The sequence below is a fragment of the Breznakiella homolactica genome, assembly GCF_016616095.2.
Lineage (GTDB): Bacteria > Spirochaetota > Spirochaetia > Treponematales > Breznakiellaceae > Breznakiella > Breznakiella homolactica.
Genome location: NZ_CP067089.2, coordinates 674,843 through 700,765, shown reverse-complemented (window position 1 = coordinate 700,765; position 25,923 = coordinate 674,843). Strand labels below are relative to the sequence as shown.

Annotated in this window: 20 protein-coding genes; 8 read left to right on the top strand and 12 right to left on the bottom strand. The window is 55.2% G+C overall.

From position 1 onward, the window contains the following. Nucleotides 1–185 precede the first annotated feature (185 nt). The 5 genes from JFL75_RS03425 to JFL75_RS03405 all read left to right on the top strand — a co-directional run bounded on the left by JFL75_RS03425 (nucleotide 186) and on the right by JFL75_RS03405 (nucleotide 6,206). Entirely contained in the window at nucleotides 186–2,903 is a 2,718-nt protein-coding gene (locus JFL75_RS03425; protein ID WP_215625300.1) for a CHASE2 domain-containing protein, read from the top strand. A gap of 282 nt (nucleotides 2,904–3,185) precedes the next feature. After that, nucleotides 3,186–4,166: a biotin--[acetyl-CoA-carboxylase] ligase gene (locus JFL75_RS03420; protein ID WP_215625299.1), complete on the top strand. Its 981-nt coding sequence runs from the start codon at nucleotides 3,186–3,188 to the stop codon at nucleotides 4,164–4,166. 18 nt (nucleotides 4,167–4,184) lie between these two features. After that, on the top strand, nucleotides 4,185–4,778 hold the full coding sequence (locus tag JFL75_RS03415; protein WP_215625298.1) for a biotin transporter BioY: 594 nt from the start codon (nucleotides 4,185–4,187) through the stop codon (nucleotides 4,776–4,778). Further along, nucleotides 4,771–5,526 carry an energy-coupling factor ABC transporter ATP-binding protein gene (locus JFL75_RS03410; RefSeq protein WP_215625297.1) on the top strand — a complete coding sequence of 252 codons (756 nt, stop codon included), beginning with the start codon at nucleotides 4,771–4,773 and terminating at the stop codon, nucleotides 5,524–5,526. The genes JFL75_RS03415 and JFL75_RS03410 overlap by 8 nt, the downstream gene beginning before the upstream one ends. Next, on the top strand, nucleotides 5,511–6,206 hold the full coding sequence (locus JFL75_RS03405) for an energy-coupling factor transporter transmembrane component T family protein (RefSeq protein ID WP_215625296.1): 696 nt from the start codon (nucleotides 5,511–5,513) through the stop codon (nucleotides 6,204–6,206). Before JFL75_RS03410 ends, JFL75_RS03405 begins: the two co-directional genes overlap by 16 nt. Here the strand turns inward: JFL75_RS03405 and JFL75_RS03400 are convergent. The 3 genes from JFL75_RS03400 to JFL75_RS03390 are packed head-to-tail and all read right to left on the bottom strand — an operon-like array spanning nucleotide 6,195 to nucleotide 8,632. After that, nucleotides 6,195–6,917 carry an ABC transporter ATP-binding protein gene (locus JFL75_RS03400; RefSeq protein WP_215625295.1) on the bottom strand — a complete coding sequence of 241 codons (723 nt, stop codon included), beginning with the start codon at nucleotides 6,915–6,917 and terminating at the stop codon, nucleotides 6,195–6,197. The two genes, JFL75_RS03405 and JFL75_RS03400, sit on opposite strands and share 12 nt — an antisense overlap. Then, nucleotides 6,914–7,675 (bottom strand): ABC transporter permease, encoded by a 762-nt coding sequence (locus JFL75_RS03395; protein ID WP_215625294.1) that lies wholly within the window; start codon nucleotides 7,673–7,675, stop codon nucleotides 6,914–6,916. The genes JFL75_RS03400 and JFL75_RS03395 overlap by 4 nt, the downstream gene beginning before the upstream one ends. A 12-nt stretch (nucleotides 7,676–7,687) precedes the next feature. After that, on the bottom strand, nucleotides 7,688–8,632 hold the full coding sequence (locus JFL75_RS03390) for an ABC transporter substrate-binding protein (RefSeq protein ID WP_215625293.1): 945 nt from the start codon (nucleotides 8,630–8,632) through the stop codon (nucleotides 7,688–7,690). Nucleotides 8,633–8,800: 168 nt separating this feature from the next. Here JFL75_RS03390 and JFL75_RS03385 point away from each other — a divergent pair, with 168 nt between their 5' ends. Both JFL75_RS03385 and JFL75_RS03380 read left to right on the top strand, forming a co-directional pair. Further along, nucleotides 8,801–10,192, top strand: a complete 1,392-nt coding sequence (locus tag JFL75_RS03385; RefSeq protein WP_215625292.1) for a sodium:solute symporter family protein — start codon at nucleotides 8,801–8,803, stop codon at nucleotides 10,190–10,192. 49 nt (nucleotides 10,193–10,241) lie between these two features. Then, a complete protein-coding gene (locus JFL75_RS03380) occupies nucleotides 10,242–11,357 on the top strand; it encodes an aminopeptidase (protein WP_215625291.1) in 1,116 nt (371 codons plus the stop codon). Between the two features lie 62 nt (nucleotides 11,358–11,419). Here the strand turns inward: JFL75_RS03380 and JFL75_RS03375 are convergent, their stop codons facing one another. From JFL75_RS03375 to ppdK, 6 genes are all read right to left on the bottom strand, one after another. Then, nucleotides 11,420–12,187, bottom strand: coding sequence for an ABC transporter ATP-binding protein (locus JFL75_RS03375; protein WP_215625290.1), 768 nt, complete (start codon nucleotides 12,185–12,187; stop codon nucleotides 11,420–11,422). A gap of 9 nt (nucleotides 12,188–12,196) precedes the next feature. Then, complete coding sequence (locus JFL75_RS03370; protein ID WP_215625289.1) at nucleotides 12,197–14,539, bottom strand: ABC transporter permease; 2,343 nt, start codon at nucleotides 14,537–14,539, stop codon at nucleotides 12,197–12,199. Between the two features lies 1 nt (nucleotide 14,540). Then, nucleotides 14,541–15,830, bottom strand: coding sequence for an MFS transporter (locus tag JFL75_RS03365; RefSeq protein WP_215625288.1), 1,290 nt, complete (start codon nucleotides 15,828–15,830; stop codon nucleotides 14,541–14,543). Next, nucleotides 15,817–16,539, bottom strand: coding sequence for a TetR/AcrR family transcriptional regulator (locus tag JFL75_RS03360; RefSeq protein ID WP_215625287.1), 723 nt, complete (start codon nucleotides 16,537–16,539; stop codon nucleotides 15,817–15,819). The genes JFL75_RS03365 and JFL75_RS03360 overlap by 14 nt, the downstream gene beginning before the upstream one ends. A gap of 111 nt (nucleotides 16,540–16,650) precedes the next feature. Next, nucleotides 16,651–17,553 (bottom strand): CPBP family intramembrane glutamic endopeptidase, encoded by a 903-nt coding sequence (locus tag JFL75_RS03355; protein WP_215625286.1) that lies wholly within the window; start codon nucleotides 17,551–17,553, stop codon nucleotides 16,651–16,653. A gap of 109 nt (nucleotides 17,554–17,662) precedes the next feature. Then, the gene (gene ppdK, locus JFL75_RS03350; protein WP_215625285.1) at nucleotides 17,663–20,335 is read right to left on the bottom strand and encodes a pyruvate, phosphate dikinase; all 2,673 of its coding nucleotides are present in this window, start codon (nucleotides 20,333–20,335) and stop codon (nucleotides 17,663–17,665) included. A 97-nt stretch (nucleotides 20,336–20,432) separates the two neighbouring features. Here ppdK and JFL75_RS03345 point away from each other — a divergent pair, with 97 nt between their 5' ends. Continuing rightward, nucleotides 20,433–22,943 (top strand): helicase-related protein, encoded by a 2,511-nt coding sequence (locus JFL75_RS03345; protein WP_215625284.1) that lies wholly within the window; start codon nucleotides 20,433–20,435, stop codon nucleotides 22,941–22,943. 3 nt (nucleotides 22,944–22,946) lie between these two features. Here the strand turns inward: JFL75_RS03345 and hemW are convergent, their stop codons facing one another. Genes hemW through lepB (JFL75_RS03330) form a run of 3 tightly spaced genes read right to left on the bottom strand, consistent with a single transcriptional unit; the run spans nucleotide 22,947 to nucleotide 25,896 of the window. Continuing rightward, nucleotides 22,947–24,095, bottom strand: a complete 1,149-nt coding sequence (gene hemW / locus JFL75_RS03340) for a radical SAM family heme chaperone HemW (RefSeq protein WP_215625283.1) — start codon at nucleotides 24,093–24,095, stop codon at nucleotides 22,947–22,949. A 10-nt stretch (nucleotides 24,096–24,105) separates the two neighbouring features. Continuing rightward, nucleotides 24,106–24,831, bottom strand: a complete 726-nt coding sequence (lepB, locus tag JFL75_RS03335; RefSeq protein ID WP_215625282.1) for a signal peptidase I — start codon at nucleotides 24,829–24,831, stop codon at nucleotides 24,106–24,108. Between the two features lie 30 nt (nucleotides 24,832–24,861). Then, a complete protein-coding gene (lepB, locus tag JFL75_RS03330; RefSeq protein ID WP_215625281.1) occupies nucleotides 24,862–25,896 on the bottom strand; it encodes a signal peptidase I in 1,035 nt (344 codons plus the stop codon). Nucleotides 25,897–25,923 lie beyond the last annotated feature (27 nt).

The following is a 25,923-nucleotide window of genomic DNA, read 5'->3' as shown; positions in this document are numbered from 1 at the left end:
CCTATAGGACCAAGTAATACGGATCTGGTACGATTATACCATCCTCCGGGTATATTATCAATTTTTAATAAAAAAGTCTGGTATAAACACCCGAATTCCGCGGAAAAAACCAGCATACCATTTTTTTTGAATGTACTGTACGATATAGTAATACTATACATGAATTGAATAGCCAGGGAGAGGCCATGACACTACGGAATCGGTCCATACTTATCGCCTTCGTATCCGCGGTACTGTTTTCTTTGCTGTACTTCGCGGGATTTTTCCGGTTCGCGGAACAGCGTTTATACGACCTATTTCTCCGGTTCCGCCCCGGCCGGGAGCGGATTGAACAGGTGGTTTTCCTCGATGTGGACGACCAGGCCATATCCCATATCGGGGTTTTCCCCTGGCCCCGGTCGGTCATGGGAGACGGACTCCTCCGGCTCAAGGAATACGGCGTTACCGCGGCGGTTTTTGATATTGAATATATTGATGAAAGTCCGGCGGGGCTCGACGACGTATACCTCAGGCAGCTTCTGAAAAAAGATTTTGACCAAAGCTTTATCACCATCGACTCCTATGTATCGGAGCTGTTTACCGCCCTGCGGGACAGCCGGCTGAGTCTGGAGGACGCCCTGGATTTTTCCGGGGAACTGAGCGGGATAATAAGCACCCAGCGGGATGATCTATACACGAAAACCCAGGGCCTTGCCCGGGACAACGACGAGTACCTGTCCCAGAGCTCCCGTCTTTTCGGCCGTACCTGGGGAACCCTGAATCTTCAGGCCCTGCCCCTGCCGGAGGAGCAGGCGGACCGCAGGATATACGCCCAGGAAATGTTTTCCTATCCCATTGAAAATGACCATGACTATCCCAAAAGCACCCTCGCGGATGTGCTTCCGCCTATTCCCCAGTTTATGGAATCCCTGGAAGGCGCGGGCTATACCAACGTGACCATCGACGATGACGGGGTCCGCAGAAGGATCTACCTTGCCCAGAGGGTTGACGGGTACTGGTACCTGCAGCTCGCTTTCGCCCCCCTGATTCACATGATGGGCAATCCCGATATCGCCATGGAACCGGGGAAGATGACCATCCGGGGGGCGCAGATGCCCGACGGCACCGTGCAGGATATTTTTATTCCCCTGGATGAAAAGGGAGCCATGCTCCTGGACTGGCCGAAAACCTCCTATGAGGACAGCTATGAGCATATCTCCTTCGGCCATTTTTCCGAACTGGAGGAAACGGAGAACAGCCTCTATTCCCTGTTTTACAATGTCTCGGACCTCGGCTATTGGAGCCAGCTCATGGACGATGATTTCTTTTATTATATCTACCTCCTCCTGCAGGATATAACCGCTTGCCGGGATGGAATCACCGAAGCCCGGAGGTACGCGGTGGAGGAGAATTCCGAAGAGGACTTTGAGGAATATCTGTATCTGAAACAGGCGTACCGGGATATGGTCCAGGAGTTTATTGAACTGGAAGCCATGGAACGGCTCATACAGGAACTGGAGCTCCAATTCTCCGCAGAAGCGGCGGCGGAGCTGGCCGAGGAAACAGCCTACCTCAGGACCTTATCCGATAATATTGTTTCCAGCTACAACGAGATTACCACCACCCATAACTGGCTCATGGAAATGCTTCCCGGGAAATTATGCATCATCGGCCGTTCCGATACGGGAACCACCGATATCGGGGTAAATCCCTTCTACGGCCATTATGTAAACGTCGGAACCCACGCGGTGGTACTCGATACGATACTGTCCCAGTCATTCATCACTCCCCTGAGCCAATGGTGGAGCATCCTGATCACCCTGGTTCTGGTGCCGCTGGTTATTATCGCCATCGGGGGATTCAGGCCCGGAATGCGCTCAGGACTCGGTTTCGGCACGGCCCTGCTCATTTTCGGGTTTTCCCTGGTACTTTTCATTGTTAAGGGCATTTTTCTCGGGCCATTGGGGCCGACCCTGGCAATGGTTGTCGCGGTGGTGGTCCGGGAGGTTGTCGCCTTTGTCAGTTCGGAACAGGAAAAAAGTTTTATCCGCAAGGCGTTCTCCACATACCTTTCCGGCGCGGTGGTTGAGGAAATCCTCAACGATCCTTCCCGGCTGCAGCTGGGGGGATCGAAACGGTATATGAGCGCTATTTTTACCGACGTAAAGGGATTCTCCACGATTTCCGAAAAACTCGATCCCGAAGACCTGGTACGGCTCCTCAATCAGTACCTTTCCGCCATGAGCAATGTTGTGCTGGATGAACGGGGAACGATCGACAAATACGAAGGGGACGCAATTATCGCCTTCTTCGGGGCGCCCATCGACCTGCCCGAACACGCCCTCAAGGCGTGCCGGTCCGCAATTATCATGAAACGGGTGGAACGGGAACTGAACACCCGGTTTATCGCCGACGGGCTGAGTCCTTCCCCGCTCCTGACCAGGATCGGTGTCAACACCGGCAATATGGTTGTAGGAAACATGGGTACCGAACAGAAGATGGATTATACCATTATGGGAAACGCCGTAAACCTTGCCGCCCGGCTCGAGGGGGTGAATAAGCAATACGGAACCTGGATTCTCGCCTCGGACACCACGGTACAGGACGCCGGACCGAGCATCCTCACCCGCAGACTCGACCGGGTCCGGGTTGTGGGTATCCATGAACCGGTGCAGCTCCACGAAATTCTGGAACTCCGGGATGACGCGCCGGATTACCTGCGGGAAAAAGCTGACCTGTTCCACAGCGGCCTTGATTTTTTTGAGGCAAAGGACTGGTCCCGGGCGGAAGCCGCCTTCAGGAAAGTTTTGGACCATGACCCTGATGACGGCCCCGGGGGTATTTATCTGAACCGCTGTATCAAGTACCAAAAAACTCCGCCGGCAAAAAACTGGGACGGGGTATTCAACCTGAACCAGAAATAGCAGGGGAGCACAGCGTCTTTCAAGCCGGAAAGCGCCCGAAGTTACTATGGCCGCGGGTCCTGTCATATTAAGTTAGGGATGGCTCCTCAGCGGCTTCGCCTCGAAAGTCGTTTTATACAAGAGACCCGGCGCTGCCATTACGCACGGGCGATTTCCGGCTTAACCGGCTCTTTGCTTCTCTCCCAGGCAGTGTTCAATTCCGCATTGGAAAACTTATTCAGGAGAAGAACTGTTCGTTCACCATTGACACATAGCAACCATACCGTTAACCTATCATAATTCATGGTTAACGAACAGAATCCGGCTATGTCCACAAAGGCGTATATTCTTCTCCGGCTGCGGGAAAACAGCGGCGAAATGGTTTCCGGGGAAAAGCTTGCCCGGGACCTGGGAATATCCCGGGTCGCGGTCTGGAAAGCAGTCAGGGTTCTTCAGGACTCCGGGTACGCCGTGAAGGGTGATGACAAAGGCTATACCTTAGCCGCCGGGGCCGGGGACGATTTCCTCTTTCCCTGGGAATTCGGTGAGCGGGAAAAGCTGTTCCGCCATTGGGAATCCACGGACAGTACCATGAACCGGGCCCAGGAACTGGCTGACCGGGGGATCCGTTCCGGTACGGTGGTTACCGCGGAAACCCAGACCGCCGGCCGGGGACGGGCCGGCAGGAACTGGATTTCCGGCAGGGGCGGCTTGTTTTTCACCCTTATCGAACGGCCCTGCTTTCCGGCGGTGGAATACGGCCGGATCGCCCTGGCCGCCAATATAGCCGCAGCGCGGGCTGTCAGCGGACTGACGGGAGCCGGCGCGCAGCTCCGCTGGCCCAACGATGTGTATATCCGGGGCAGAAAAATAGCGGGGATTCTTACGGAATTCCGGGCCGAAGGCGACCAGCTCAGATGGATTACCCTGGGCATCGGGATCAATATCAACAACAGCGTCCTGCCGGACACGTCCATCAGCTGTGCCGGCATTTCCGGCCGGCGGCTTTCCCGGCGGGAACTTCTCGGGAGCTTTCTCAGAGAATTTGAATCCCTGAAGGAAAGCGGGTATAACCCCCGGGAACTTATGAAAGAATGGAACATCCGTGCCGAAGGCATAAACCGCAGGGTACGGATTACCGACCCCTTCCACAGCAGCGCGCCGCAGCGGGAAACCGCCGCCGGCGGAGTTTTTTTAGGTATCGACAGCAGCGGACGGGGGATCGTCAGGACCGGAACCGGTCTCAAACGGTACGTTCCCGGCGCCGCTTCACTTCAATTTTAGCGAACAGGAGTTACAGCAATGGAAAACACCACCGCCGCGCCGGCCGCGGTAAACCCGAAAAGAAAGGCGGTCTTCGGGCTTGTCCACACAGCCTTATTTGCGGCCCTTATCGCCGGGGGGACATTTATCGCGATCCCCCTGCCCTTTTCCCCGGTTCCCATAGTACTGCAGAATTTTTTCGCCCTGCTTTCCGGGCTTGTGCTCGGGCCGTTTCTCGGCGCCGCCGCGGTGGCGCTGTACCTTCTGGCGGGAGCCCTGGGAGCGCCCATATTCGCCGGAGCCGCAGGAGGATTCGTGCAGTTTCTGCAGCCCTCCGGAGGGTTTCTCTGGGGATATCTCCTGGGGGCAATCGCGGCCGGACTCATCACCGGATGCCCGGTCGCCCGCAGAAACGTGTCCCGGATCAGGATTGCCGCGGCGGCGGTTGCGGGGCTGTTACTTGTGTATATCCCGGGGATTATCCAGCTTAAATTCGTCCTGGACATCGGCTGGGCCGGCGCCGCAACAGCCGGATTTCTTCCCTTTATTATCGGCGACGCGGTCAAAGGGGCCGCGGCGGTGCTTATCACCCCCCGGCTGCGGCGGATAGTTTCCGATCAGGTCCATGGCTGAAACGGTTTTTTCCCTCAGAAATATCACCAAAATTTTTCCCAACGGAAACCGGGCGCTTAACGGCGTAAATCTCGATATTGCCGCCGGGGAATGCCTCATCATCGCCGGTTCCAACGGTTCAGGAAAAACCCTGCTTATGCGCATCCTTGCGGGACTGAGTGATCCCACCGAAGGGGAAATCCTGTTCAAGAACCGGCCCGCGGGCCAGCATACGCGGGAACTCAGATCGTTCCTGGGTTTCGTGTTCCAGGACGCGGACGCCCAGATGCTTGGGGAGACCGTTGCCGAGGATGCCGCCTTTGGACCGAAAAATTTAGGCTTAAGCGCCGCGGGACAGCGCGCCGAGGACTCCCTGAAAGCCATGGGCCTGGAGGATAAAAAAGCGTATTCACCCCGGCGGCTCTCCGGCGGCGAGAAACGGCGTCTAGCCGTGGCCGGGGTTCTCGCTATGGGCTGCGAAACCGTGATCATGGATGAACCCTTCGCGAACCTTGACTGGCCCGGGGTTGTTCAGGTTCTTGAGGCAATCCGCAGTTTAAAGGAAGCGGGAAAAACCGTGATTATCCTGACCCATGAGCTGGAAAAGGTTCTAGCTATGGCTGACCGGCTGGTAATCCTCGACAAAGGCCATATCCGCGGCAGCGGCCGGCCGGAGGAGGTACTGGACCGGCTGAAACCGGAATACGGCATCCGGGATCCCCGGAAAAGCTACGCCGCCGCGGGGGACTGCACATGGCTCGATCGGTAATTCCCTATTCCTACAGGCCGGGTAACTCTCTTCTGCACCGGCTCCCCGCGGGCCTTAAATTCCTCGGCCTCCTCGGGATTTCACTGGCGACTTTTTTCTTCGGCCCCTGGGCGCTGGCGGGCGCCGCCGCGCTTATACTAGCGGGCAGTCTGATTGCCGGGATAAAACCGTGGGAACTGTTCTGCGGATCCAGGATGCTGCTTATCAGCGCGGGGCTGGTGGTGCTCATACGGTCGGTACAATTTACGCCCCTTGGTTTCGACACGGAAGGATGCGTGGCCGGACTCGTTTTCGCCGGGGTCCTGATGGTCTCATTCTGCGCGGCGTCCCTGCTCTTTTCCGTTACCACCATGGCGGAGCTCCGGGATTCCGCGGCAAAGGCCGAGGGGCTGCTTCTCATCGCCGCCGCGGCGCTGCTGAAACCCCTTAAGCCGTCATGGTCTCGGGCTGTTTCGGAACGGAGAAAAAAACCGGTGATTGCCCTGGTGCTCACCCTCATGCTCGGATTCCTTCCACGCTTCTTCGAAATATGGAATACCTCCGAAGAGGCGTACCGTGCCCGGGGCGGCAGGAAAGGTATAAAACAGATTCTTGTCCTCGTCCCTTTGGTATCCGAACGGATGCTCGAGACCGCCGGCGAAACCGCGGCGGCGTTTGAGGCCCGGGGGTCACTGCTGTAGCAATTCTCCCGACAGAACCCCAATAAGCCGCGCCTCCAGCTCTCCGGTTTTGGGAGAATGGTAGGCCCGCTCACCCCGGGGAATGGAAATAGGTTCATCAAAAATGATTCCCCGGGGAGCGCTGCCCAGAACAACGATCCGTTCTCCCAGGTACAGTGATTCCCGGGGATCATGGGTTACCGCGATAAGCGTACGGGGTTCCTCGGCAAGAAGCGACAGGGTCGTATCCATGAGCTGGATCCGCAGGGGGATATCCAGGGACTGAAAGGGTTCATCCATGAGAATCAGGTTTGAGGGATACGCGAAGGCCCGTGCAACGGACACCCGCTGCTTCTGGCCGCCGGAAAGCTCATTGGGGTACGACTTTTCCTTTCCCGCCAGGGAGACTATTTCCAGAAACCGCCGGGCCCGTTTTTCGGCCCCGGCTTTTCCCAGGGATTTTTCTATGGGCAGCATAATGTTTTCAAGCACCGTGTACCACGGCAGAAGCCTCGGCTCCTGGAACACAAAGGAAACACCGCCGCCGGTGCCGGTTATGGTCCCCGCCTGCGGAATAAGAAGCCCGCCGATAAGTCTGAGCAGGGTAGTTTTTCCGCAGCCCGAAGGGCCCAGCATGGCGGTTATTTTTTTCTCCGCCAGGTCGATACCGAAGTCCCGGAAAATCGGTTTCCCGTTAAACCCAAACTCCAGGTTTCTGATGGAAACACTCATACCGCCGCTCCCCGGATTTTGAGCAGGGAAAGCAGCCGGGAAAGGATGAATTCCGTACACGCCGCGGCTATAACCGTGGCCGCGGTCCAGGCGAACAGTTCCGGAGTTTCAAGCTGGGCCTTTGCCTGCTGCATTCCGGTTCCCAAAGCCCGGAAGGGCTGTACTATCACTTCCGCGGCCACCACAACTTTCCAGCACAGTGATAGGGAACTGCGGAGACCCGCCAGCAGAAAAGGCAGAATAGAAGGAATATACAGACCTGTAAGGGTTTTCCGCCGGGACATACCGTAGATTCTGAAGACTTCCCGCAGGCCCGGGTCAACGGATTTGATCCCCTCTATGGTATTGGCCACCATAACCGGAAAGACCATGAGAAAGGCGGTAAACACCGGGGTCCGTTCCTGGCCGAACCATAAAAACGCGATGAGTATCACCGACATCACCGGGGTCGCGGATACCACGGAAAAAAAAGGCCGGACAAAGGCGCTGACCCGCCGGTCCAGGCCGGCGGCGACACCGACGATAACCCCCAGGGGAGCCGACAGGATTATTCCCCACATAACCCGGAGAAAGGTAAACCCCAACGCGCTGAGGAAGGGCTCCGTCACCGCCAGCGCCGCCAGACGCCGTATTACGGGAACGGGTCCCGGCAGAAGAAGATCGCTGCCGGCGATAACGGAGGCGATCTGCCAGAAAAGCACCAGGACCGCAACGCCTATACCAACCCACAGAAGGGAGGTATTCTTTTTTTCCCCCATTGTATTTTTGGGCTACCGGTAGTAAAAACCATCCCCGGGAAGAACACCTCCGATTGATGCGGAGGAAAATTCCAGGAACGTCCGGTACAGGGATTCCAGCGCCGGCCGCGCCGCGGCGGCGGGAATAAATACGTAATTGCTCCGGGGAACCGCCATGGCCACCACCGGCGCCTTAAGACCAAGGTTGTGCTTTTCCACCAGGGCCCCCGCTTCAGCGGGATTGGCCGTTACCCATTCGATTGAGTTTTTGTATTCATTCAATATTGCCCTGAGCACGCCGGGCTGTTCCCTGGCGAAATTGGCGTCCACCACCAGAACGGTCATAGGATAGTTCCCCTCACCCCCGGCCCGGACCCATTCTTCCTGGATGTCCCCCACGACCCTGAGGTTCGGCTTGCCCGAACGGGCCATGGTGGCAAAGGGCTCCGGCAGGAGGGCGTTTTCCACCCGGCCGGCTATCAGGGACTGGGCTATCTCCGGGTACGCCAAAGAGTAACCCAGGCGGAGATCCCGGTCGGGGTTCATTCCCCTGGAAATCAGAATTCTGCGGAACACGTAATCAGGGGTCGCCCCCTGGCCCGCGACCTCAACGGTTTTACCTTTGAAATCCTCCACAGACTGGACACTGGGATCAGCGGTAAGGAGGCTGAGCATACCCGTACCGACCACCGCGGCAACCTGTACCGGTTTGCCCGCGGAAGCGATCTTGGCCGCCACATTGGGAGGAAGAATGCCGATTTTCGCTTCCCCGGATATAAACTTAGCCGCCATGAGGTCGGCGGAAGCCAGCGCTTCAACCGTAACGGTCATTCCGGGAATTCTGGGGGGACGGTCGAAAACACGGATCATCCCAACCGCCGAAGGGCCCTTAATCCCGTAAATGGTAAGATGCGACTGTGCCGCCGCAAATCCCGCAAAAACACTCAAGAGGACAATAAGAAATGTTAGTCTCTTCATATTTTTTAAATTAATGCAAAATCGTCTAAAGTGGAAGGGGTCAAACCTCCTGCTGCGGAGCAGAAACACGCATATTTATGTAAAAAATATGCAAAAACATGCAAAATAAAAATTGACAGGATTTTCCAATATCCATATAGTAGGATATCAATTTTTGGAGGAATCTGTATGGGCTATTTGATCGTAATCTTTTCCTATCTGCTCATTCTGATTGTTGTGGGGCTTATCCTCAGCAAAAAGTCGGTCAAGAATTCCGACGACTTTACCGTTGCCGGAAGGCGCCTGCCGTTTATTGTCCTGGTGGGAACCCTGCTGGCGACCTGGTGCGGCGGCGGCGGGATCACCGGATCGGCAAACTTCATTTATTCCTATGGTCCTTTTGCGGGGATAATCCACTTCCTCGGACCGCCCCTGGGAATAATTGTGCTGTACTGGGTGGCCGGAAAGGTACGCCAGACCACTACCTATACGATTCCCGAACTGTTTGAGCAGAAATACGGTCCCGAAGCGCGGATCATCGCGTCGGTCTGTATCATTATAGCCTATGCCGGGATAGTCTCCTCCCAGTTTATGGCGGCGGGCCGGATTATCGCCCTTACCACGAATGTGGACCAGACCCTGGCCACGGTACTCGCGGCGGTGGGAATCATCTTACTGACCGTTTCCGGCGGCATGGTTACGGTAGCGTATACCGACGCCATCGGGGCGTTCGTCATGGTCGGGGGATTCCTCGTTGCCGTCCCCATGCTGCTGGGTCAGGTGAATCTCCCCGGCGGGATTATCGCGAACCTCCCGGAGGGCAAAAATTCCTTTACCGCAGGGCTGAGCGGCATTCAGCTTCTTGGCTACATGCTGCCTTCATTCTTCCTCATTCTCGGGGACCAGAATCTCATGCAGCGGTTCAGTTCGGCAAAGGATTCCAATGAAGCGAAGAAATCCAATATCGGTATGTTCGTTGCCGAGTTAGTCGTCATTGTAACGACGATCATGATCGTCACGGCGGGGATTTTCCTTATCCCCAATGCTGCCGCTCCGGATACGATTATTTTCCAGCTTGCCATGAATTTCCTTCCCTTTGCATTCGGCGCACTCCTCATGGCAGCCTGTATTTCCTTTGTGGTCACCACCGCGGACTCGTTCCTGCTTTCGGCATCCACGAATCTTACCTATGACATCTGGGCCCGGTTTATAAAGAAAGACGCCACCGACAGCGACAAACTTAAATTCATCCGCATCGTTGTGGTGGTTCTCGGTATTCTTGCTTTCATCATGGGCATGTATTTTCCCAGCATTCTGTCGATCCAGATGTATTCGTATACCATGTACGGCGCCGCCATCACCCCGGCCCTGCTCTGCGCGCTCTTCTACAAAAAGGTTACCAAGGCCGGCGGTATCTCCGGGATTATAACCGGGGGCGTCCTGACAATTCTCTGGGACGCGATACTGAAATCACCCATGAACATCAGGAGCGCGCTGATTTCCGTTCCCCTGGCGTTTATTGTTATTTTCGTTGTGAGCGCCTGTACCCAGCCGAAGGCTTCGGTTCAGAAAGCAGTTTAGCCATTATTTTTCCCGGACGGTGCCCGGCATCGTCCGGAAAGGAACTACCGTGGAAGATCCCAGAATACGAAAATTCGCACAGTTTCTCATTAACCGGGCGGTTTATCTGCAGAAGGGTGAGAAAATACTCATAGAGCTGCACGGCCGCGAAACCGGGCTGGCAAAAGCCCTGGTGGAAGAAGCCTACGCTGCCGGGGGAAAACCCTACATCCATATTTTCGATTATGAACTGGAGCGGGCCCTGATCACCGGCGCTGACCGCGGCCATATAAAGCAGGTGGCATCCTACGAACTGAACCGCATGAAGGATATGGACGCGTACATCGACATCCGGGCAACGGAAAACATCAACGCTTGGAAGGGAATTCCCGAGCCCGGTATGGAGGCGTACCGGAAGGAATACTGGGGTCCCATACATCTCGACCGGCGGTGCAACCACACGAAATGGTCGGTTCTTCGGTATCCGAACAATGCCATGGCCCAATTAGCGGGAATGAGCACCGGGGACTACGAGGATTTTTATTTCCGCGCGTGCCTCCTGGATTACGACAAAATGGCGAAGGCCATGGAAAAACTGGTCGCCAGGATGGCCAGGACCGACCAGGTCCGGATCACCGGCCCCGGGACGGACCTGGCATTTTCTATCAAAGGCATCCCGAGCATCGGCATGAGCGGAAACCGGAATATCCCCGACGGGGAGATCTATACCGCTCCGGTCCGGGATTCGGTGAACGGCACCATCAGCTACAATGTGCCCTCCCCGTACGAAGGACTGCTGTTTACCGGGGTGAAGTTTGAATTCCGGGACGGGAAGATCATCAAAGCCGAATCGAACAATACCGAAAAGCTGAACAAAATCCTCGATACCGACGACGGTGCCCGCTATATCGGGGAATTTGCCATCGGTGTAAATCCCGTTATCCGGGACCCCATGGCGGATATTCTCTTTGATGAAAAAATCACCGGGAGTTTCCACTTTACTCCCGGACAGGCCTACGAGAATGCCGACAACGGAAACAAGTCTTCGGTCCACTGGGATCTCATTTCCATCCAGCGGAAAGAATACGGCGGCGGCGAAATGTACTTTGACGGAGAACTGATCCGCAAGGACGGGATTTTCCTCCCCGATGATCTCCAGTGCCTCAACCCTGAAAATCTGCTGTAAAAAAAGGGACCGGTTTTCTTTATTGCTTAAATAAAGCAAAGCCGGTCCCCTGCGGTATTCCGCTAAAAACCCTGATTCATAAGCCAGTCCGAAAGTTCCTCTTCCCGTGACTTTTCATTGGATGTTTCTTTATTGAATTTTCCCAGGTGCTTTTCAGCGGCGATCACCCCGTCGGTCATATACAGAACCCGTTCACTCCGGGAGGCGACTTTTACGTCATGGGTTACCAGCATAACCGTGGTTCCCAGGGCGTTAATTTCGGCGAAGATATCCATTATTTCCCGGGAAGCTTTTGAGTTGAGCGCCCCGGTGGGTTCATCGCCGAAGACAATGGGCGGATTGCTGATCAGCGCCCGGCAGATCGCCGCCCGCTGGAGCTGTCCCCCTGAGACCTGGGTGATATCACTGTCCGCCAGGTCTTTGATGCCGGTCCGCTCCATCAAAGCCCAGGCCCGGGCATTTATTTCTTCCCGGCTTTCTTTTTTTGCCATATACGCGGAAAGGATGATGTTGTCGAATATCGACAGATTCTTCAGCAGATTGAACTGCTGGAATACAAACCCCATCCTGGTGAGGCGGATGGCGGCAAGGTCTTTTTCCCTGAGGGCCGTTATTTCGGCGCCGTCGAAAACCACGGTTCCGCTGCTGGCCGCGTCCATACCGCTGACGTTGTAGAGCAGGGTTGATTTTCCGGAACCGGACGGACCCATGACCGATATAAATTCACCCTGGGTTATGGCGATATCCACTTTTTTAAGAATTTCCTGGGAATTATTTTTCCCGGTACTGTATATTTTGCACAGCTCCTTCGCTTCAAGTATGTAATTCATGAATTCCTCCTATTCGGATACTGATCCGCGGATAGTTACGGTCCGGATACGCCGGAGGCTTATGGCCGCGGTGGCGCTGACCGCCGCGAGCAGCGCCAACGGACACAGGATGTAGGCCTGGACAGGGTTTATGACGAGCCGTATCCCCGGGGCTCCCATCAATGACCACGCCGCGGCTACCAGTCCCTGACCCGCGGTATTTGAGAAAACCGTACCCAGGACAATACCCAGAATAAGCACCGCCACCGCTTTTACCGCGTACTCAAACTTGACCGCGGTTTCGGAAAACCCGAGGCTTTTCAAAATACCGATCCGGGAACTTTCCTTGGCGATAATCATTTTGAGGAACAGGGATGTAATGAGCACCGACAGCGCAGCGGATATAAAAAACGCCAGCCCCGCAAGCAGCCGGAGCTGTCCGATGGTACTGCCCAGGGTCTGGGACAGGTATGAATCAAGATTCGTTACCCGGACACCGGGGAAACGCCGGGAGAGTTCCAGGGCCTTTCCGCCGATATCCGCTCCCGGTTTAAGGCCGAGACTGACCGTATACCAGAGGGTATTTTCCGGGGGCAGCCGGAGCGGCGCCTTTGCGGTCCGTCCGCCGTTGGTGATATCCTGGTAAATCCCCGTTACGGTAAGGGTGTATTCCGCACCACCGTGGAAAAGTGTCAGGGTATCCCCGATGGTTTTGTCCAGCTCTTCCGCCCTGAGATAGGACAAAGCGATTTCATCGCCCTCCACGGGCGGTTTTCCCGCGAAATACTCCAGGGGAAAAACCGTAAAATCTCCGGTTTCAATATTTATTGATTCCGCGGTTCCGTCGCCGCCGAGGATTCTGAAAGTACCGGTCACATGCGGAGATATGAGCGCGGCATCGGGATCAAGCCGCAGGGATTCAATAACCTCACCGAACCGTTCCCCGGTATCGCTGCCCTGACGGATATCGATATGGATATCGCTTTTTCCCATTCCCATATATCTGATGAAAGAGGGAGACCGGATTGTATTGAGAAAATTTACCGGAACGAGAATAACAAAAGACGCCGCGGCGAAAACAAAAAAGAGCAGTCCGAAACTTCCGAACCGAAGTACCAGGTCCCGGAGTCCGAGAAACAGCGGTACCGGGGTGTGTCTGTTTTTGCGGAGCGCCAGGATTTTTGTCCGGACGGTTCCGGTTTTTCCCGCGGTCCCTGAACGTATGGCTTCCACCGCGGACAGCGTATTGAACCGGCGGAGAACCAGCCAGGAACAGAAAACAACCATGGCAAAGACACAAAGCACCAGTCCCGGCGGCAGCAGCGTATTCAGCAATGTCACCGGCGCCGCGCCGAGGTACACCATGATATTCGCGGTGAAGGGTTCCTTTACGGCAAATGCGGCGGCGCAGCCCGCGATACAGGCGGCGGCGGAGATACAGACATATTTTGCCAGGTATATCCGTTTTATATCCCGGAGTTTTAGGCCGATGGCCTTCATAACGCCGATTTCACGGTAGTCCTCCTCTATCGCGGCGATCATCACAAAACGGAGGCACAGTATGGCTATTATATTGAGCAGCAGGCTGACGAGGATAATCACCGCAGCGATAAGGCCGTCGTTCAGGGCGTTAATCATTCTGAACAGCGTGTAATCCACCGCGGGCCCGTTTTTTGGCAGGGACGATTCCTGGTATGCCGCCTGAAATTCAGCCAGCCTGTTTGTGTCCCAAAGGCGGACCTCGATAAGGTATTCATATTCCGGGATTTCCCGGGAAAGGGTTTCAAAATCACGGTCATTCAAAACAAATCGTTTTGAATGTACCATGGCGGGGTTCATCTGGGCGTCCCGGATAAAACCGGCAATGGTGTATTCCGCGGAAAACCGCCCCTGGGTTACCGCCAGGGTATCCCCGATTTTCAGACCGTCCCGTTCCATATAATACACGGGAACGCCAATCTCACCCGTAGCCGGCCGGAAGACATCATTACCGGTATCCAGGAGAAAATCAAATCCGGTGTTCTGTTTTACGAAACTGATATCCATGATGGAATTTTCTTCCCCGTCATAGCGGCCGTTAAAGCCCAGGGAAGTTCCGTCGAGGCTTACCATCCTGACGACCTGGTATTCCTCCGCGAAACCGCCGGCGGCCATCCAGGAGGTTATCTGGTTTTCATCCAGAGAGCCGGCGTGCATCTGCACAAAATGGGGAACCCGGGCTTTCTCAAAAAGGTTATCCAGGGAACCTGCCAGAGAGGCGATCATATTTGATCCCGCGGCGGCAAGAAACGCCGAAAGCAAAATAAAAATGAAGAGCACGGCGCCGATGCCTTTGTTCCGGCGGAGATCTTTTTTTAAGATATGCAGAACCATATTACAGTCCTTTCCCGAGAGCTTTTATTGAAGGCAGACGGGAAACGGTGCATCCAATGGCGGAAACAGCAAGCCCGGCAATGATAAAGATCAGCCCGATACCGCGGCCCGGCCCCGTACCGATGATACGCCCGGCAGTCGGAGCCAGGAGGCCGCCAGGAACAAGGAGGGGATTAAAAATACGGTCCGCCAAGAAACCAGCGGCGGCGTAGGCGATAAGGTATCCCAATTGTGAAATAACGCCGATCAGCCCCCAGGCCCGCCCTTGTTTCTCGTTGGGAATATTCTTCCGGATCATTACTTCGGCGCTGGTATTGATAAACGGGAGGCAGGCAAAAAACAGAAACCCCGCGCCGGTTATCAGGGGCAGTTCCGGCCTGAGCCCCATGGCCGCAAAAAATATTCCTCCCGCGGCCAGGGATATTCCCAAAACCCGGGAAAGGTTTGCCTTCATACTGAAGATTCCTATAAAAATACTGGTTACCAGCATTCCAGCGGCGCTCAGGGATTCGGTGATCCCCAGGGCTTTTGCGTCTTTGAAGGAAAGGATCATTGGACCTATGAGGGTCTGCAGCAGTCCCATGTAAAAGGTTATTGCCGAAATAATTCCGATCAGAAGGAGCACCCCCTTTCTTGACGTGATGGCCTGCCATCCGTCCCTGAGATCAGCGGCAAAACTGTTCCCGGCGTTCCTGTCCCGGGAACCGGAAGCGGCAATCCCCCGGCGGACAAAAAGCGCCGCGAATATGGTTATCCCCAGGGTCGCTATATCAATAATGAGAATGGTCCGGATATCCGTAAACCCCAGCAGAAATCCCGCGATAAACGGTGAAAGAAGAAACTGGGCTGAGGATGCCAGCTGCACCAGGCCTCCGGCTTTTGAAAACTGGTCCTCCGTGAGAAGATCCGTCACGGTGGCTTTGTACGCCGGCTGCATAAGGGCGACAAATACCGAACTAACGGAAACCGCAATACAAATCTGCCAGACCGCGATTGACCCCGTGCCCATAGCCGCCAGCATAAAAATCAGGGCCGCCGCGGAACCGAAGTCCCCGAGAACCATCATGAGCCGCCGGTCGTACCGGTCGGCCAGGACACCCCCTACCGGATTGAGCAGCACCGACGGCAGGAAGGCGCAGAGGGTAACCATCGCAACGCTTACGGCGGTTCCGGTTTGTCCGTACACATACACTCCCAGGGCAAATGCGGTCAGGCCGCTGCCGATGCTGGCAATAAGCTGGGCTCCCCAGAGGACAAGGAATTTACTGAAGGATGTATTATTGCCGCCCATGGCGCCGCTTCCTTTCTTCCGACAGAGTTTTTTTGTAAAAACGCATGCTTTCCCGGGTTCCGATAATCCGTTCCACCGTGCTGGTGTCCAGGTTCAGCATTTTTGAAAGAGCATATATGAAGGTTCCCAGGACCGTCTGTATCTCCCGTTCCGCTCCGGCGGTTTTATTTTTCAGCGCTATTCCGCTGATTTCCTCAGCGGTACACCGGTCGAGCTCACAGATAAACAGGGCTATAATCTCCGGAGACGCGGAGAAATCACACTCCCCCGTTCCCCGGGCTTCGGCGAGAAGCGGCGCGAGAACGGCCCGGTAAAATTTCTTGTCCGAATCCCGGAGGCGTTCCTTCAGCGTTCCGGAATTGCTGTTTTGGCGGACCTGGAAATATTCCGAAACGAAAGAACTTTTCCGCAGCCCTATATTCCGGGTTGTCTGTATTATGGCGGCTATCCGGCTGAAGCAGGATTTGGTCTTATCCGCCATAATGGGCAGTACCGCCTCCAGAAGCGTATTGTAATGGTCATCGGCCATTCTCTGCAGAAGCGCTTCCTTGGAATCAAAGTGATGGTATACCGCGCCTTTGGTCAGGCCCGCCTGTTCGGCGATCTGCTGAATCGATGTCTGTTCGTATCCCTGCTGATAGAAAAGAAGTTCCGCAGCTGTCAGGATATCTCGGCAGGTTTCAGCTTTCTGCAGATCCCTCCGGTTCATTTCTACCCCCTGACATACCATTGGTATTTAACATACCTTTGGTATGTCAAAACAAGATACCATACCTGATTATAATGGTCAATAAGTCAGTAAAGTTTTACACGGTAAATTTCAGCGGACCTCCGGCTCCGGAGCATTGCCGCGCTGCAGACGGAACATGCACCAAATTCCGAGAACCGCCAGGGGAATCCCCCCGATAAAACCGGAAATCGCGGGTCCCAGAAGCCGGTTCGCGTTCATGTCCTCCAGGAACAGCAGCGGAAGTCCTGCGATGGCGTTGACCGCCCCGTGGCAGAGAGCAGCCGGCCAGATGCTGCCGGTTTTCTCAGTAATGTAGGCAAGAAATGAACCGAAGAATGTACAGAACACACACATGGCGAGGATCCCGGTCCAGGGATACCCCCAATAGCCGAAACTGTAATTGTGGCCCATGGCGGTTATTGGGGCGTGCCAAAGTCCCCAGATAACACCGCTCAGCAGAACCGCTTTTTTTGCGCCCATCCGCTTTCTCAGTTCAGGGAACAGGAATCCCCGCCAGCCGAGTTCTTCGCCCAGGGCAAAAAGCATATTAAACAATGGACCAAAAAACACCCCCGAAGCGACCTGGCTGATAATAATAAGGGGGATCATGGCTTCGGTGATTTCTGTCCCGGAAGCGGGATTGTCCATGACAGTCCTGAAAAACTCCGAGTCCATGGTAAAGGTTCCCCGGAAAATAAGAAAATAAAGCGCGGACCCGAGCAGTGTAAGAATCAGAGGTGAAATCCATGCCGCGATATAATACCGGATATGTCCCTTGAATCTTGGGTAAAACAGCAGGGACAGAGGTTGTTTTTCATTTTTAAACAGCGCCCTGGTGATAAAGAACCCTATCCCGGGGAACCACATTGAAAAAGCCACGACCACCTGAGCAATGCCTGCCCCATTGAGGTCGGTGACTTTAAGGGAAAGAAGCCCCCAGCACAGCCAGGTCAGCCCGAAGGTAATCGCCAGAAAGGTTATTATTTTTTTCATTTTTTCCTCTTAATAGCCGCATCTCTTTTTTAATAATCACACTTTTGAACAGGACTTTCAAATAAAAAAGCACCGGAAATTATCCGGTGCTTTTTGGTTTTTTTGGGTTTTACTTTTTCTTCCCGGCGGGATTATTTATCACCGCCTGTGCTCCCGCGAGGCGCGCCAGGGGAACCCGGAAGGGCGAACAGGATACGTAGCTCAGTCCCGCCCGGTAGCAGAAATCAATGGTCGCCGGATCACCGCCGTGCTCGCCGCAGATGCCGACCTTTAATCCTTTTCTGACTTCCCGGCCCTTTGCGGTGGCCCATTGGATGAGCTGTCCCACTCCTTCTTCGTCGATACTCTTGAAAGGATCCACATCGAGGATGTTCTTTTCCAGGTATGTGGGAAGGAAGGTAGCCACATCGTCCCGGCTGAAGGCGAAGGTCATCTGGGTAAGGTCATTGGTGCCGAAGCTGAAGAAGTCCGCGTATTCGGCGATTTTCTCGGCCAGCAGCGCCGCCCGGGGAACTTCGATCATAGTGCCGATCTTAAAGTCAATCTTTACTTTTGCCTTATCCAGAACCTGCTTTATGGCAGCTTCGGCATTGGGCCGCAGCATGGCCAGTTCCTTTTCGTCGCATACGATGGGAATCATGATTTCCGGATTAACGGGAATCTTTTTCTTTACGCAGTCCACCGCCGCCAGGGCAATGGCTTCAACCTGCATGTTGTAAATTTCGGGATAGGTTACCGCCAGACGGCAGCCCCGGTGGCCAAGCATGGGGTTCGCCTCGTGGAGCCGGTCGATCTTCGGCTGGAGATCCTTGGGGGCAACCTTGAGATGCTTCGCCAGCTCGGCGACTTCCGCTTTCGTGTGGGGAACAAATTCATGGAGCGGCGGATCCAGGAGCCGGATGGTAACCGGTTTGCCGCCCATGGCTTTGAAGATTCCGAAGAAATCCTTCTTCTGCAGCGGGAGGATCTTCTTGAGCGCCGCCTTGCGTTCAGCCTCGGTATCCGCCACGATCATGGCCCGGAAATGGATAAGCTTTTCTTTTTCAAAGAACATGTGCTCGGTGCGGCAGAGCCCCACACCGTCGGCGCCGAAATCGAAGGCCCGCTGAACATCGTCGGGCTGATCCGCGTTGGTCCGGACTTCAAAGCCCGAAACGCCGTCGCGTTTGGAGGTATTGCGGATCTCGTCGCACCACGCCAGGAAGGTGCTCATATCCTTGGATATTTTCGGAACCACCAGGGGAAGCTGGCCGGAATAGACTTCGCCGGTGGAACCGTCAACGGTAATCCAGTCCCCTTCCTTGAAGAGTTTTCCGCCGATGGTGACTTTTTTGCCGCTCACCGAAACGCCCTTGGCGCCGGCCACACAGGGAGTGCCCATGCCCCGGGCAACTACCGCCGCGTGGCTCGTCATACCGCCGGTGGAGGTAAGAATGCCCTGGGAAACCACCATGCCGCCGATATCCTCGGGGCTCGTCTCCTTCCGCACCAGCAGAACCTTTTCGTTCCTGATGTTCCATTCCTCGGCGTCCGCCGCGGAGAACACAATCCGGCCCGAGGCTGCTCCCGGTGACGCGTTAAGCCCTTTGGTCAGGGATTTATTCGTTTTAAGCGCCTTGGGATCGATCATGGGATGCAGCAGCTGGTCCAGATGATCCGGAGAAACCCGGAGTATGGCGGTGTTCTTATCGATAAGTTTTTCCGCCACCATGTCAACGGCGATTTTTACCGCCGCGGCGCCCGCCCGTTTTCCGTTGCGGGTCTGGAGGATGAAGAGCTTTCCCTGCTGGACGGTGAATTCCATGTCCTGCATATCCCGGAAATGCTTTTCAAGACTATTCTTAAAGCCGACCAGCTGGTCGTAGACTTTCTTGTTTTTCTTCGCCAGGGTGGCGATCTTTTCGGGAGTCCGGATACCGGCCACCACGTCTTCACCCTGGGCGTTCATCAGGTATTCACCGTAGAATTCGTTCTTTCCCGTAGAGGGGTCCCGGCTGAAGCAGACCCCGGTCCCGGAGTCTTCGCCGAAATTCCCGAATACCATGGACTGGATATTTACGGCGGTTCCCTTGATGTTTCTGATCTCGTTGAGCTGGCGGTACTTGATGGCCCGCTCGTTCATCCAGGAACCGAATACCGCGTTGACCGCGCCCCAAAGCTGGTCCACGGGTTTCTGGGGAAAATCCTTCTTGGCGAATTTCTTGACGATCTTTTTGTATTCGTCCACGAGCTTTTCCAGGTCCTTTTCATTGAGCCCGGTGTCGAGTTCAACCTTCTTGGCTTTCTTCATCGCCGAAAGGGCTTCCTCGAATTCGTGATGGGGAACTTCCATAACCACGTCGCCGTACATCTGGATAAAGCGCCGGTAGGCGTCCCAGGCGAAACGGGGATTACCGGTTTTATTGGCCAGGCCCTGGACGGCTTTGTCGTTTATACCGAGATTGAGGATTGTGTCCATCATGCCGGGCATGGAAACCGAAGCGCCGGAACGGACCGAAACCAGCAGGGGATCATCGGGATCGCCCAGTTTTTTCCCCATAACTTTTTCGAGTTTAGCCAGCGTAGCCAGGACTTCCTCTTCCAGTCCGGCGGGGTATTTTCTGTTGTTTTCGTAATATGCGGCACATACTTCAGTGGAAACAGTGAATCCCGGGGGAACCGGAATTCCGAGATTGGTCATTTCAGCAAGGTTAGCGCCCTTCCCGCCAAGAAGTTCCTTCATCTTGGCGTCTCCTTCGGCTTTGCCTTCACCGAAGAAAAATACATATTTTTCTTTAGCCATTAAAATCCTCCATAAAGATACCTATAGCATAGCAACATTCCAAAAAAAAAGGAAGCTAAAGATTGCTATAAACTGATAATTACTCCATCATTAAAGAATGGATTACTTAAACCTTCCTGTATACAGACACAAGGATCTTATCCTTAACGCATTGCAGAACAATCAGGTTATCGTGGTGGAGAGCCCCACCGGCTCTGGCAAGACAACCCAGATGCCGGTGATTCTTCACGCCGCCGGGTACGCGGACCGGGGCATTATCGGCGTTACCCAGCCGCGGCGGATCGCCGCCGTTTCGGTGAGCGAATTCATTGCCCGCCAGATGGGCACCACCCTTCCGGGCCTGGTGGGTTACAAGATGCGCTTCGAGGACAGGACCGACCAGTCCACAGCCATTAAGATCATGACCGACGGCATCCTGCTTCAGGAAATGAAACTCGATCCCTATCTTTCAAAATACGGAACCATTGTGGTGGACGAAGCCCATGAGCGGAGCCTCAATATCGATTTTATTCTGGGGCTGCTCAAACGGGTCCTGGAGGCCCGTAAGGAATTCAAAGTCATTATTTCCTCGGCAACCATAAACACCCAGGTTTTCTCCGAGTATTTCGGTGAGTGTCCGGTGGTGAAGATCGACGCCATAACCTATCCGGTCACGGTTATATACGATCCGCCGGCAACCCTGGAAGTGCAGCAGGCCATCCAGGGTTCGTCATCGAGCCAGGCCGCGGCGGATGCCCGGATCGAAAAGATCGAGTCCATTGTGGGCCGGGTGCAGGAGGAACGCCGGAAAGGGGATGTCCTGATTTTCCTTCCCGGTGAAAAGATGATCAAGGACTGCATGGTCCGGCTCGCCGCCGCTCCCTACGGCAGGAACCTCCAGCTGCTGCCCCTGTACGGACGGCTCGGCAAGGAAGAACAGGAACGGGTTTTCCTTCCCGCCCCCCGGGGAAAAACCAAGGTGGTGATTTCAACAAACATCGCGGAAACATCGGTGACCATAGACGGCATTACCACGGTCATCGATTCGGGGCTTTCCAAGCTGAACTACTACAATCCCCGGACATTCACCTCCAGCCTCATCGAAGGTCCCATATCAAAGGCGTCGGGGAATCAGCGCAAAGGCCGGGCCGGGAGAACCCAGGAAGGTACCTGCTACCGCCTGTACCAAAGAAAGGACTTCGAAAACCGGCCTCTCTTTACCACAGAGGAAATCTACCGGACCGATCTTTCGGAGGTGGTCCTCCGCATGGCGGACCTGGGCATCACCGCCTTTGAGGAATTCGATTTTATTTCCCCGCCCGGCCGGGAAGGACTCATAGCGGCCATCGAAACCCTGAACCTCCTGGATGCCCTGGAAGCGGACAGAACCCTTTCAAAAATCGGAAAGATGATGACCGACTTCCCCCTGCCGCCGCGGCAGTCCCGCATCATCGTGGAAGCCATTCTCAAATATCCCGATGTAACCCAGGAAACCATTATCGCCGCGGCCTTTCTCTCGACCCAGAGTCCGTACCTCCTCCCGCCGGGGGAGGAAATGGACGCCCGCAGGGCCCACCACAGTTTCCGGGATCCCGCCGGGGATTTCGTCTCTTACCTCAAACTGTACCGGGCCTACAAAGCCGCCAAGGACCCGGCCAAGTTCTGCGAAAACAATTACCTCGACGAACGGGCCATGGGAGAAATCGCCAATGTCACCGAACAGCTGGAACAGATTGTATCTGCCATGGGGGTGCCTATCCTGAACGGCGGCAGTACCGAGGACTACCTCTGCTCCGTTGCCCGGGGGCTGATCCAGTTCGTCTGCATCCGGGAAGGCAGGGATATGTACCGGAGCCTCACGGCGGACCGGATACTGATCCATCCCGGCTCGGTTATGTTCAGGATGGATCCCCAGTACATCGTTGCCGGCGAGATTGTCCGGACCACCAGAATGTACGCCATGTCCGTTTCGCCGTTAAGCAGAAACGCCCTGATGAAAATAAGCCCCGATCTGTTTGAAGCCCTGGACGCAAACGCCGCCAAGGGAACGGGAAAATCCAGAAAAATCCGGGACTTTACCAATCACATAAAAATCGGCGCCGAGGTTTTCGACATCGAAACCGTAAAGGGCAAAAAGACCGTTATGCTTCCCTGGGAAAAACTCTCCCGCCTCAAGGACGCGGCCGTTACGGATACGGCGGGTATATACAAGGGGCTCCGGGGAACGATCATACTCAACGGGAAATTCGTACTCCTGGCCGGAGAAAAGCTTGAGCTTATCCTCACCCTTCTGCCGTCCCTGGATGTGGAGGGTGCCCTCACCAGAAAATGGCCGCGGAAGAAAAACTTCAATGTCCGGGAAGAACTGGACAGCCTCCTGGGATTCCTGCCGATCCTCGTAACCCCCGCTCTGTGGAAACAGGGAAAAAAGGAACTGGGATTCCTGTGCCTGTTTTCAGACGATGACGGGAATTACTGGTTCAAGTGTTCCCGGGGCTTCCATACCGCCCTGAACGAAAGTATTTCCAGCGTGGAGTCCCTGATCGACGAACTGGGAGATGATGTGGATATTGAAAAAAAGAACATCGTGAACCAGACCTACCGCCGGCTTTCGGAATACCTGGGCTGACGGTTACTGCCTGAGTTCGTCAAAGGCTTCCCGGAGAAAGGCATTGAGGAACAAAAGCCCCTCCGGGGTCAGCGCCGGGGCATCCTCCCGGAGGAGCCCCTTCCGCCGCCACCGGGCAAAAGTTTCGGGCGCCGCGGATTCAAGGGTAATACCGAACCGCCGGGCAAACAGATCTCTGTCAGGTCCTTCAATAAACCGGAAACCCATAAGAAAGGTTTCAGCCATAACCGTGGGCGCGTCAAGCTCTTCCCATTCGGGAACGGAAGTGCCGGCGATGTACGCGGCGGCATCCTCAGGGATCGTGCTGCGCCGGGCGGTCCCGCCGGTATCGCTGAATAGAGTGCCCGACGCCGCCGGTCCTATGCCGAGCCAGTTTTCCATGCGCCAGTACCGGATGTTGTGGAGGGACCGCTTTCCGGGCAGGGCAAAGTTCGAAACCTCGTACTGCCGGAGCCCCGCGGATTCCAGGACATCCCGGCCCTTCAGCCACAGACTGTCGGCGGAATCCTCATCGGGGAGGGTTACTGTTTTATTCCGGAGTTTTCTTTCCAGGGGAGTTCCCTCTTCCACGGTGAGGCTGTAAAGCGAAACGTGTCCCGGTCCGAAGGCGAGAAGTTTTTCGATATCCGCCAGCAGGGATGATTCATCCTGAAAGGGCAGGCCCGTGATAAGATCCGCGGAGAAATTCCCGCCGAATGCCCGGGCCGCAAGCCGAAGCTTTTCCTGAAGGTCATCGGGGTTTCCGGCCCTGCGAACGGCCCGCCGCTGTTCCGGGGAAAAGGTCTGCACCCCCAGGCTCAGCCGGGTAACCCCGCCCTCCAAGGCGGCGTCCAGGAGGGCTCCGTCCAGGGATTCGGGATTGGCCTCCAGGGTACACTCACCCAGCGCCGCCGCCGGCAGTGACGCCGCGATTCCCCGGAGGAGCCGCCGGATACGGCCGGCGCCCAGCACCGACGGCGTTCCGCCTCCAATGTATACCGAAGGAACCGAATCTAAGTTCCAGGAGGCAGCGGCGGACTCCGTATCCCGGATGAGCGCGCCGACATAGGCGTCCAGCCGCGGGTCATCGGATTCCGCCGGGACCGAATAAAAATCACAGTAATCGCATTTAACCGCGCAGAAGGGAATATGGATATAGATAGACGCGGTCATAACGGTCCGGTTACGGCGGGCCGAGCCGCGAAAAGGGCCAGTACCTGAAAAGCACCCGGCCGGAAAAAACCTCAAACGGTATTGGACCCCAGGTTCTCGAATCGTTGGTGTTGCTCCGGTCGTCGGAAAGAACAAAGTATTCATTGACACCCAAAAGCATCGGTTCCATGGTCCCGGAAAACGGCAGTGAGACATCCCAGAGGGACGGTACCTGGGGAATAAAGAGATCATAGGGTTTTTGGGCGACCTCAAATTCCGTAAGGCCGTAGACATCCCCCGCGGGTTTTACCCGGAGCACGAAATTCTCCATTGAGATTTCGTCCCCCGGAAGTCCGATCACCCGTTTGACAAAGGAATTTTCATCCCGGTTGCTTTGGCCTAAACCGGCCCGCTGGGCAGTAAAGAACCGGACCAGGGTGTCTCCGGTTTTGTACAGGATACCCTGATCCTGCTGCAGTGAAGCGTCAATTATCACAATGGCTCCCCGCTTTACGGGACTGCGGTCCCGGATGTCGGGAAAGAGCCGGTGGAATCCGTATGACGAAACAATGAAACGATCCCCGGAATGCAGACCGGGCCGCATGGTTTCATTTTCCAGAACCCGCATGGAAAAAATAAAATTGCTGAGGAATGAAAAAACAATAAATACCAGGACAATCCACAGGAAAACCCACAGCAGTTTATGCCGCTGCTGTTTCTGCGCTGCGTAGGAATACTTCCGCCATTTATTAAACATTTCCTGTTATCCTCACTCCGGACAAAACAATCAGCGTATGGGACCCATGCGGTCCAGAGGCCAGTAGATAAACGCCCCCTTTCCGAGGACCTTGTATTCCTGAACCGGCCCGAAATAGCGCCCATCCCGGGAATTATCCCGGTTATCCCCCAGGGGGAAAATCCGGCCTTCGGGGATGTACCAGCCCTGGACATGCCTGGCCAGATACGCTCCGTACCGCGGGTCATGGGGATACGCCGATTTGAGAAACGCCATATACGAGGCGGAATAAGAAAAATCCCCCCGGTATTTCGGCTGCAGCTCGAATTCGTCCCGTCCCGCGGAACCGGTGACGGTTTTAAAACTCAGTACCGGCGACGCCTGCTGAATCAGTTCCCGGGGCGGTTCCAGCCAAAGCTCGGCATAGGCGTAGAGTTTGCCCGCCGCCTCGAGAGCCGTATACTCATCGGGCTGTATGAGGCGGCTGATATTATGGACCATGTTCCGGCCGGCCATGTATTCCCGTTCGGTAACCCACCTATCTTCCCCGGAAAAGCGGACGGAGAGTTCACCCTTTTCGCTGGTAAAATGGTCTCCCCCCATTCCGACTGCCCGCTTTATAAGGAAATGGGCCTTGGGCTCCCCATTTTCATCCCGGTCGATATCCACGAACGAAAGGGTGAGCATGTAAATAATCCGCTGGGCAATATCGAAAACAGGTCCCCGGGAAATATACGAAGGATTTTCGAAAATGATAATATCATTCCGCTTAGGCTTCACGGGGCTGGGAATTTTCCCGATCCCGGGGAGCAGCTCCGGTCCGTAAATAAGCTTGTTTACGAAAATACGGTCGCTGATAAGAAGGGTATCGATCATGGATCCCGAGGGGATCTGATACGCCTGAAACAGATACTGGTTAATGAGGAGCACCACCGCCGCGGCCCAGAGAAAAGCCTCAACCCAGTCAAGGATTACATTTTTTCTTTTCTGCTTTTCTTTCTTTATGCGGCGGATTCTTCTCCGGCGGGTAAGGTACAATTCCGTAATACCCTGGAGGCGGTCAAAAAAATCTGTTTTTGCTTCCATCGGGAAAAACCCTACCATGAAGAACCG

Bases quoted from the DNA above. Each gene is read 5' to 3' on its own strand.
- JFL75_RS03375 (WP_215625290.1), bottom strand. From the start codon at position 12,187: ATGAATTACATACTTGAAGCGAAGGAGCTGTGCAAAATATACAGTACC.
- JFL75_RS03410 (WP_215625297.1), top strand. From the start codon at position 4,771: ATGGCTGAAACGGTTTTTTCCCTCAGAAATATCACCAAAATTTTTCCC.
- JFL75_RS03390 (WP_215625293.1), bottom strand. From the start codon at position 8,632: ATGAAGAGACTAACATTTCTTATTGTCCTCTTGAGTGTTTTTGCGGGA.
- JFL75_RS03360 (WP_215625287.1), bottom strand. From the start codon at position 16,539: ATGAACCGGAGGGATCTGCAGAAAGCTGAAACCTGCCGAGATATCCTG.
- lepB (WP_215625282.1), bottom strand. From the start codon at position 24,831: ATGTTTAATAAATGGCGGAAGTATTCCTACGCAGCGCAGAAACAGCAG.
- JFL75_RS03385 (WP_215625292.1), top strand. From the start codon at position 8,801: ATGGGCTATTTGATCGTAATCTTTTCCTATCTGCTCATTCTGATTGTT.
- JFL75_RS03425 (WP_215625300.1), top strand. From the start codon at position 186: ATGACACTACGGAATCGGTCCATACTTATCGCCTTCGTATCCGCGGTA.
- JFL75_RS03395 (WP_215625294.1), bottom strand. From the start codon at position 7,675: ATGGGGGAAAAAAAGAATACCTCCCTTCTGTGGGTTGGTATAGGCGTT.
- JFL75_RS03405 (WP_215625296.1), top strand. From the start codon at position 5,511: ATGGCTCGATCGGTAATTCCCTATTCCTACAGGCCGGGTAACTCTCTT.
- JFL75_RS03420 (WP_215625299.1), top strand. From the start codon at position 3,186: ATGGTTAACGAACAGAATCCGGCTATGTCCACAAAGGCGTATATTCTT.
- JFL75_RS03415 (WP_215625298.1), top strand. From the start codon at position 4,185: ATGGAAAACACCACCGCCGCGCCGGCCGCGGTAAACCCGAAAAGAAAG.
- JFL75_RS03355 (WP_215625286.1), bottom strand. From the start codon at position 17,553: ATGAAAAAAATAATAACCTTTCTGGCGATTACCTTCGGGCTGACCTGG.
- JFL75_RS03400 (WP_215625295.1), bottom strand. From the start codon at position 6,917: ATGAGTGTTTCCATCAGAAACCTGGAGTTTGGGTTTAACGGGAAACCG.
- ppdK (WP_215625285.1), bottom strand. From the start codon at position 20,335: ATGGCTAAAGAAAAATATGTATTTTTCTTCGGTGAAGGCAAAGCCGAA.
- JFL75_RS03370 (WP_215625289.1), bottom strand. From the start codon at position 14,539: ATGGTTCTGCATATCTTAAAAAAAGATCTCCGCCGGAACAAAGGCATC.
- hemW (WP_215625283.1), bottom strand. From the start codon at position 24,095: ATGACCGCGTCTATCTATATCCATATTCCCTTCTGCGCGGTTAAATGC.
- JFL75_RS03345 (WP_215625284.1), top strand. From the start codon at position 20,433: ATGGATTACTTAAACCTTCCTGTATACAGACACAAGGATCTTATCCTT.
- JFL75_RS03365 (WP_215625288.1), bottom strand. From the start codon at position 15,830: ATGGGCGGCAATAATACATCCTTCAGTAAATTCCTTGTCCTCTGGGGA.
- lepB (WP_215625281.1), bottom strand. From the start codon at position 25,896: ATGGAAGCAAAAACAGATTTTTTTGACCGCCTCCAGGGTATTACGGAA.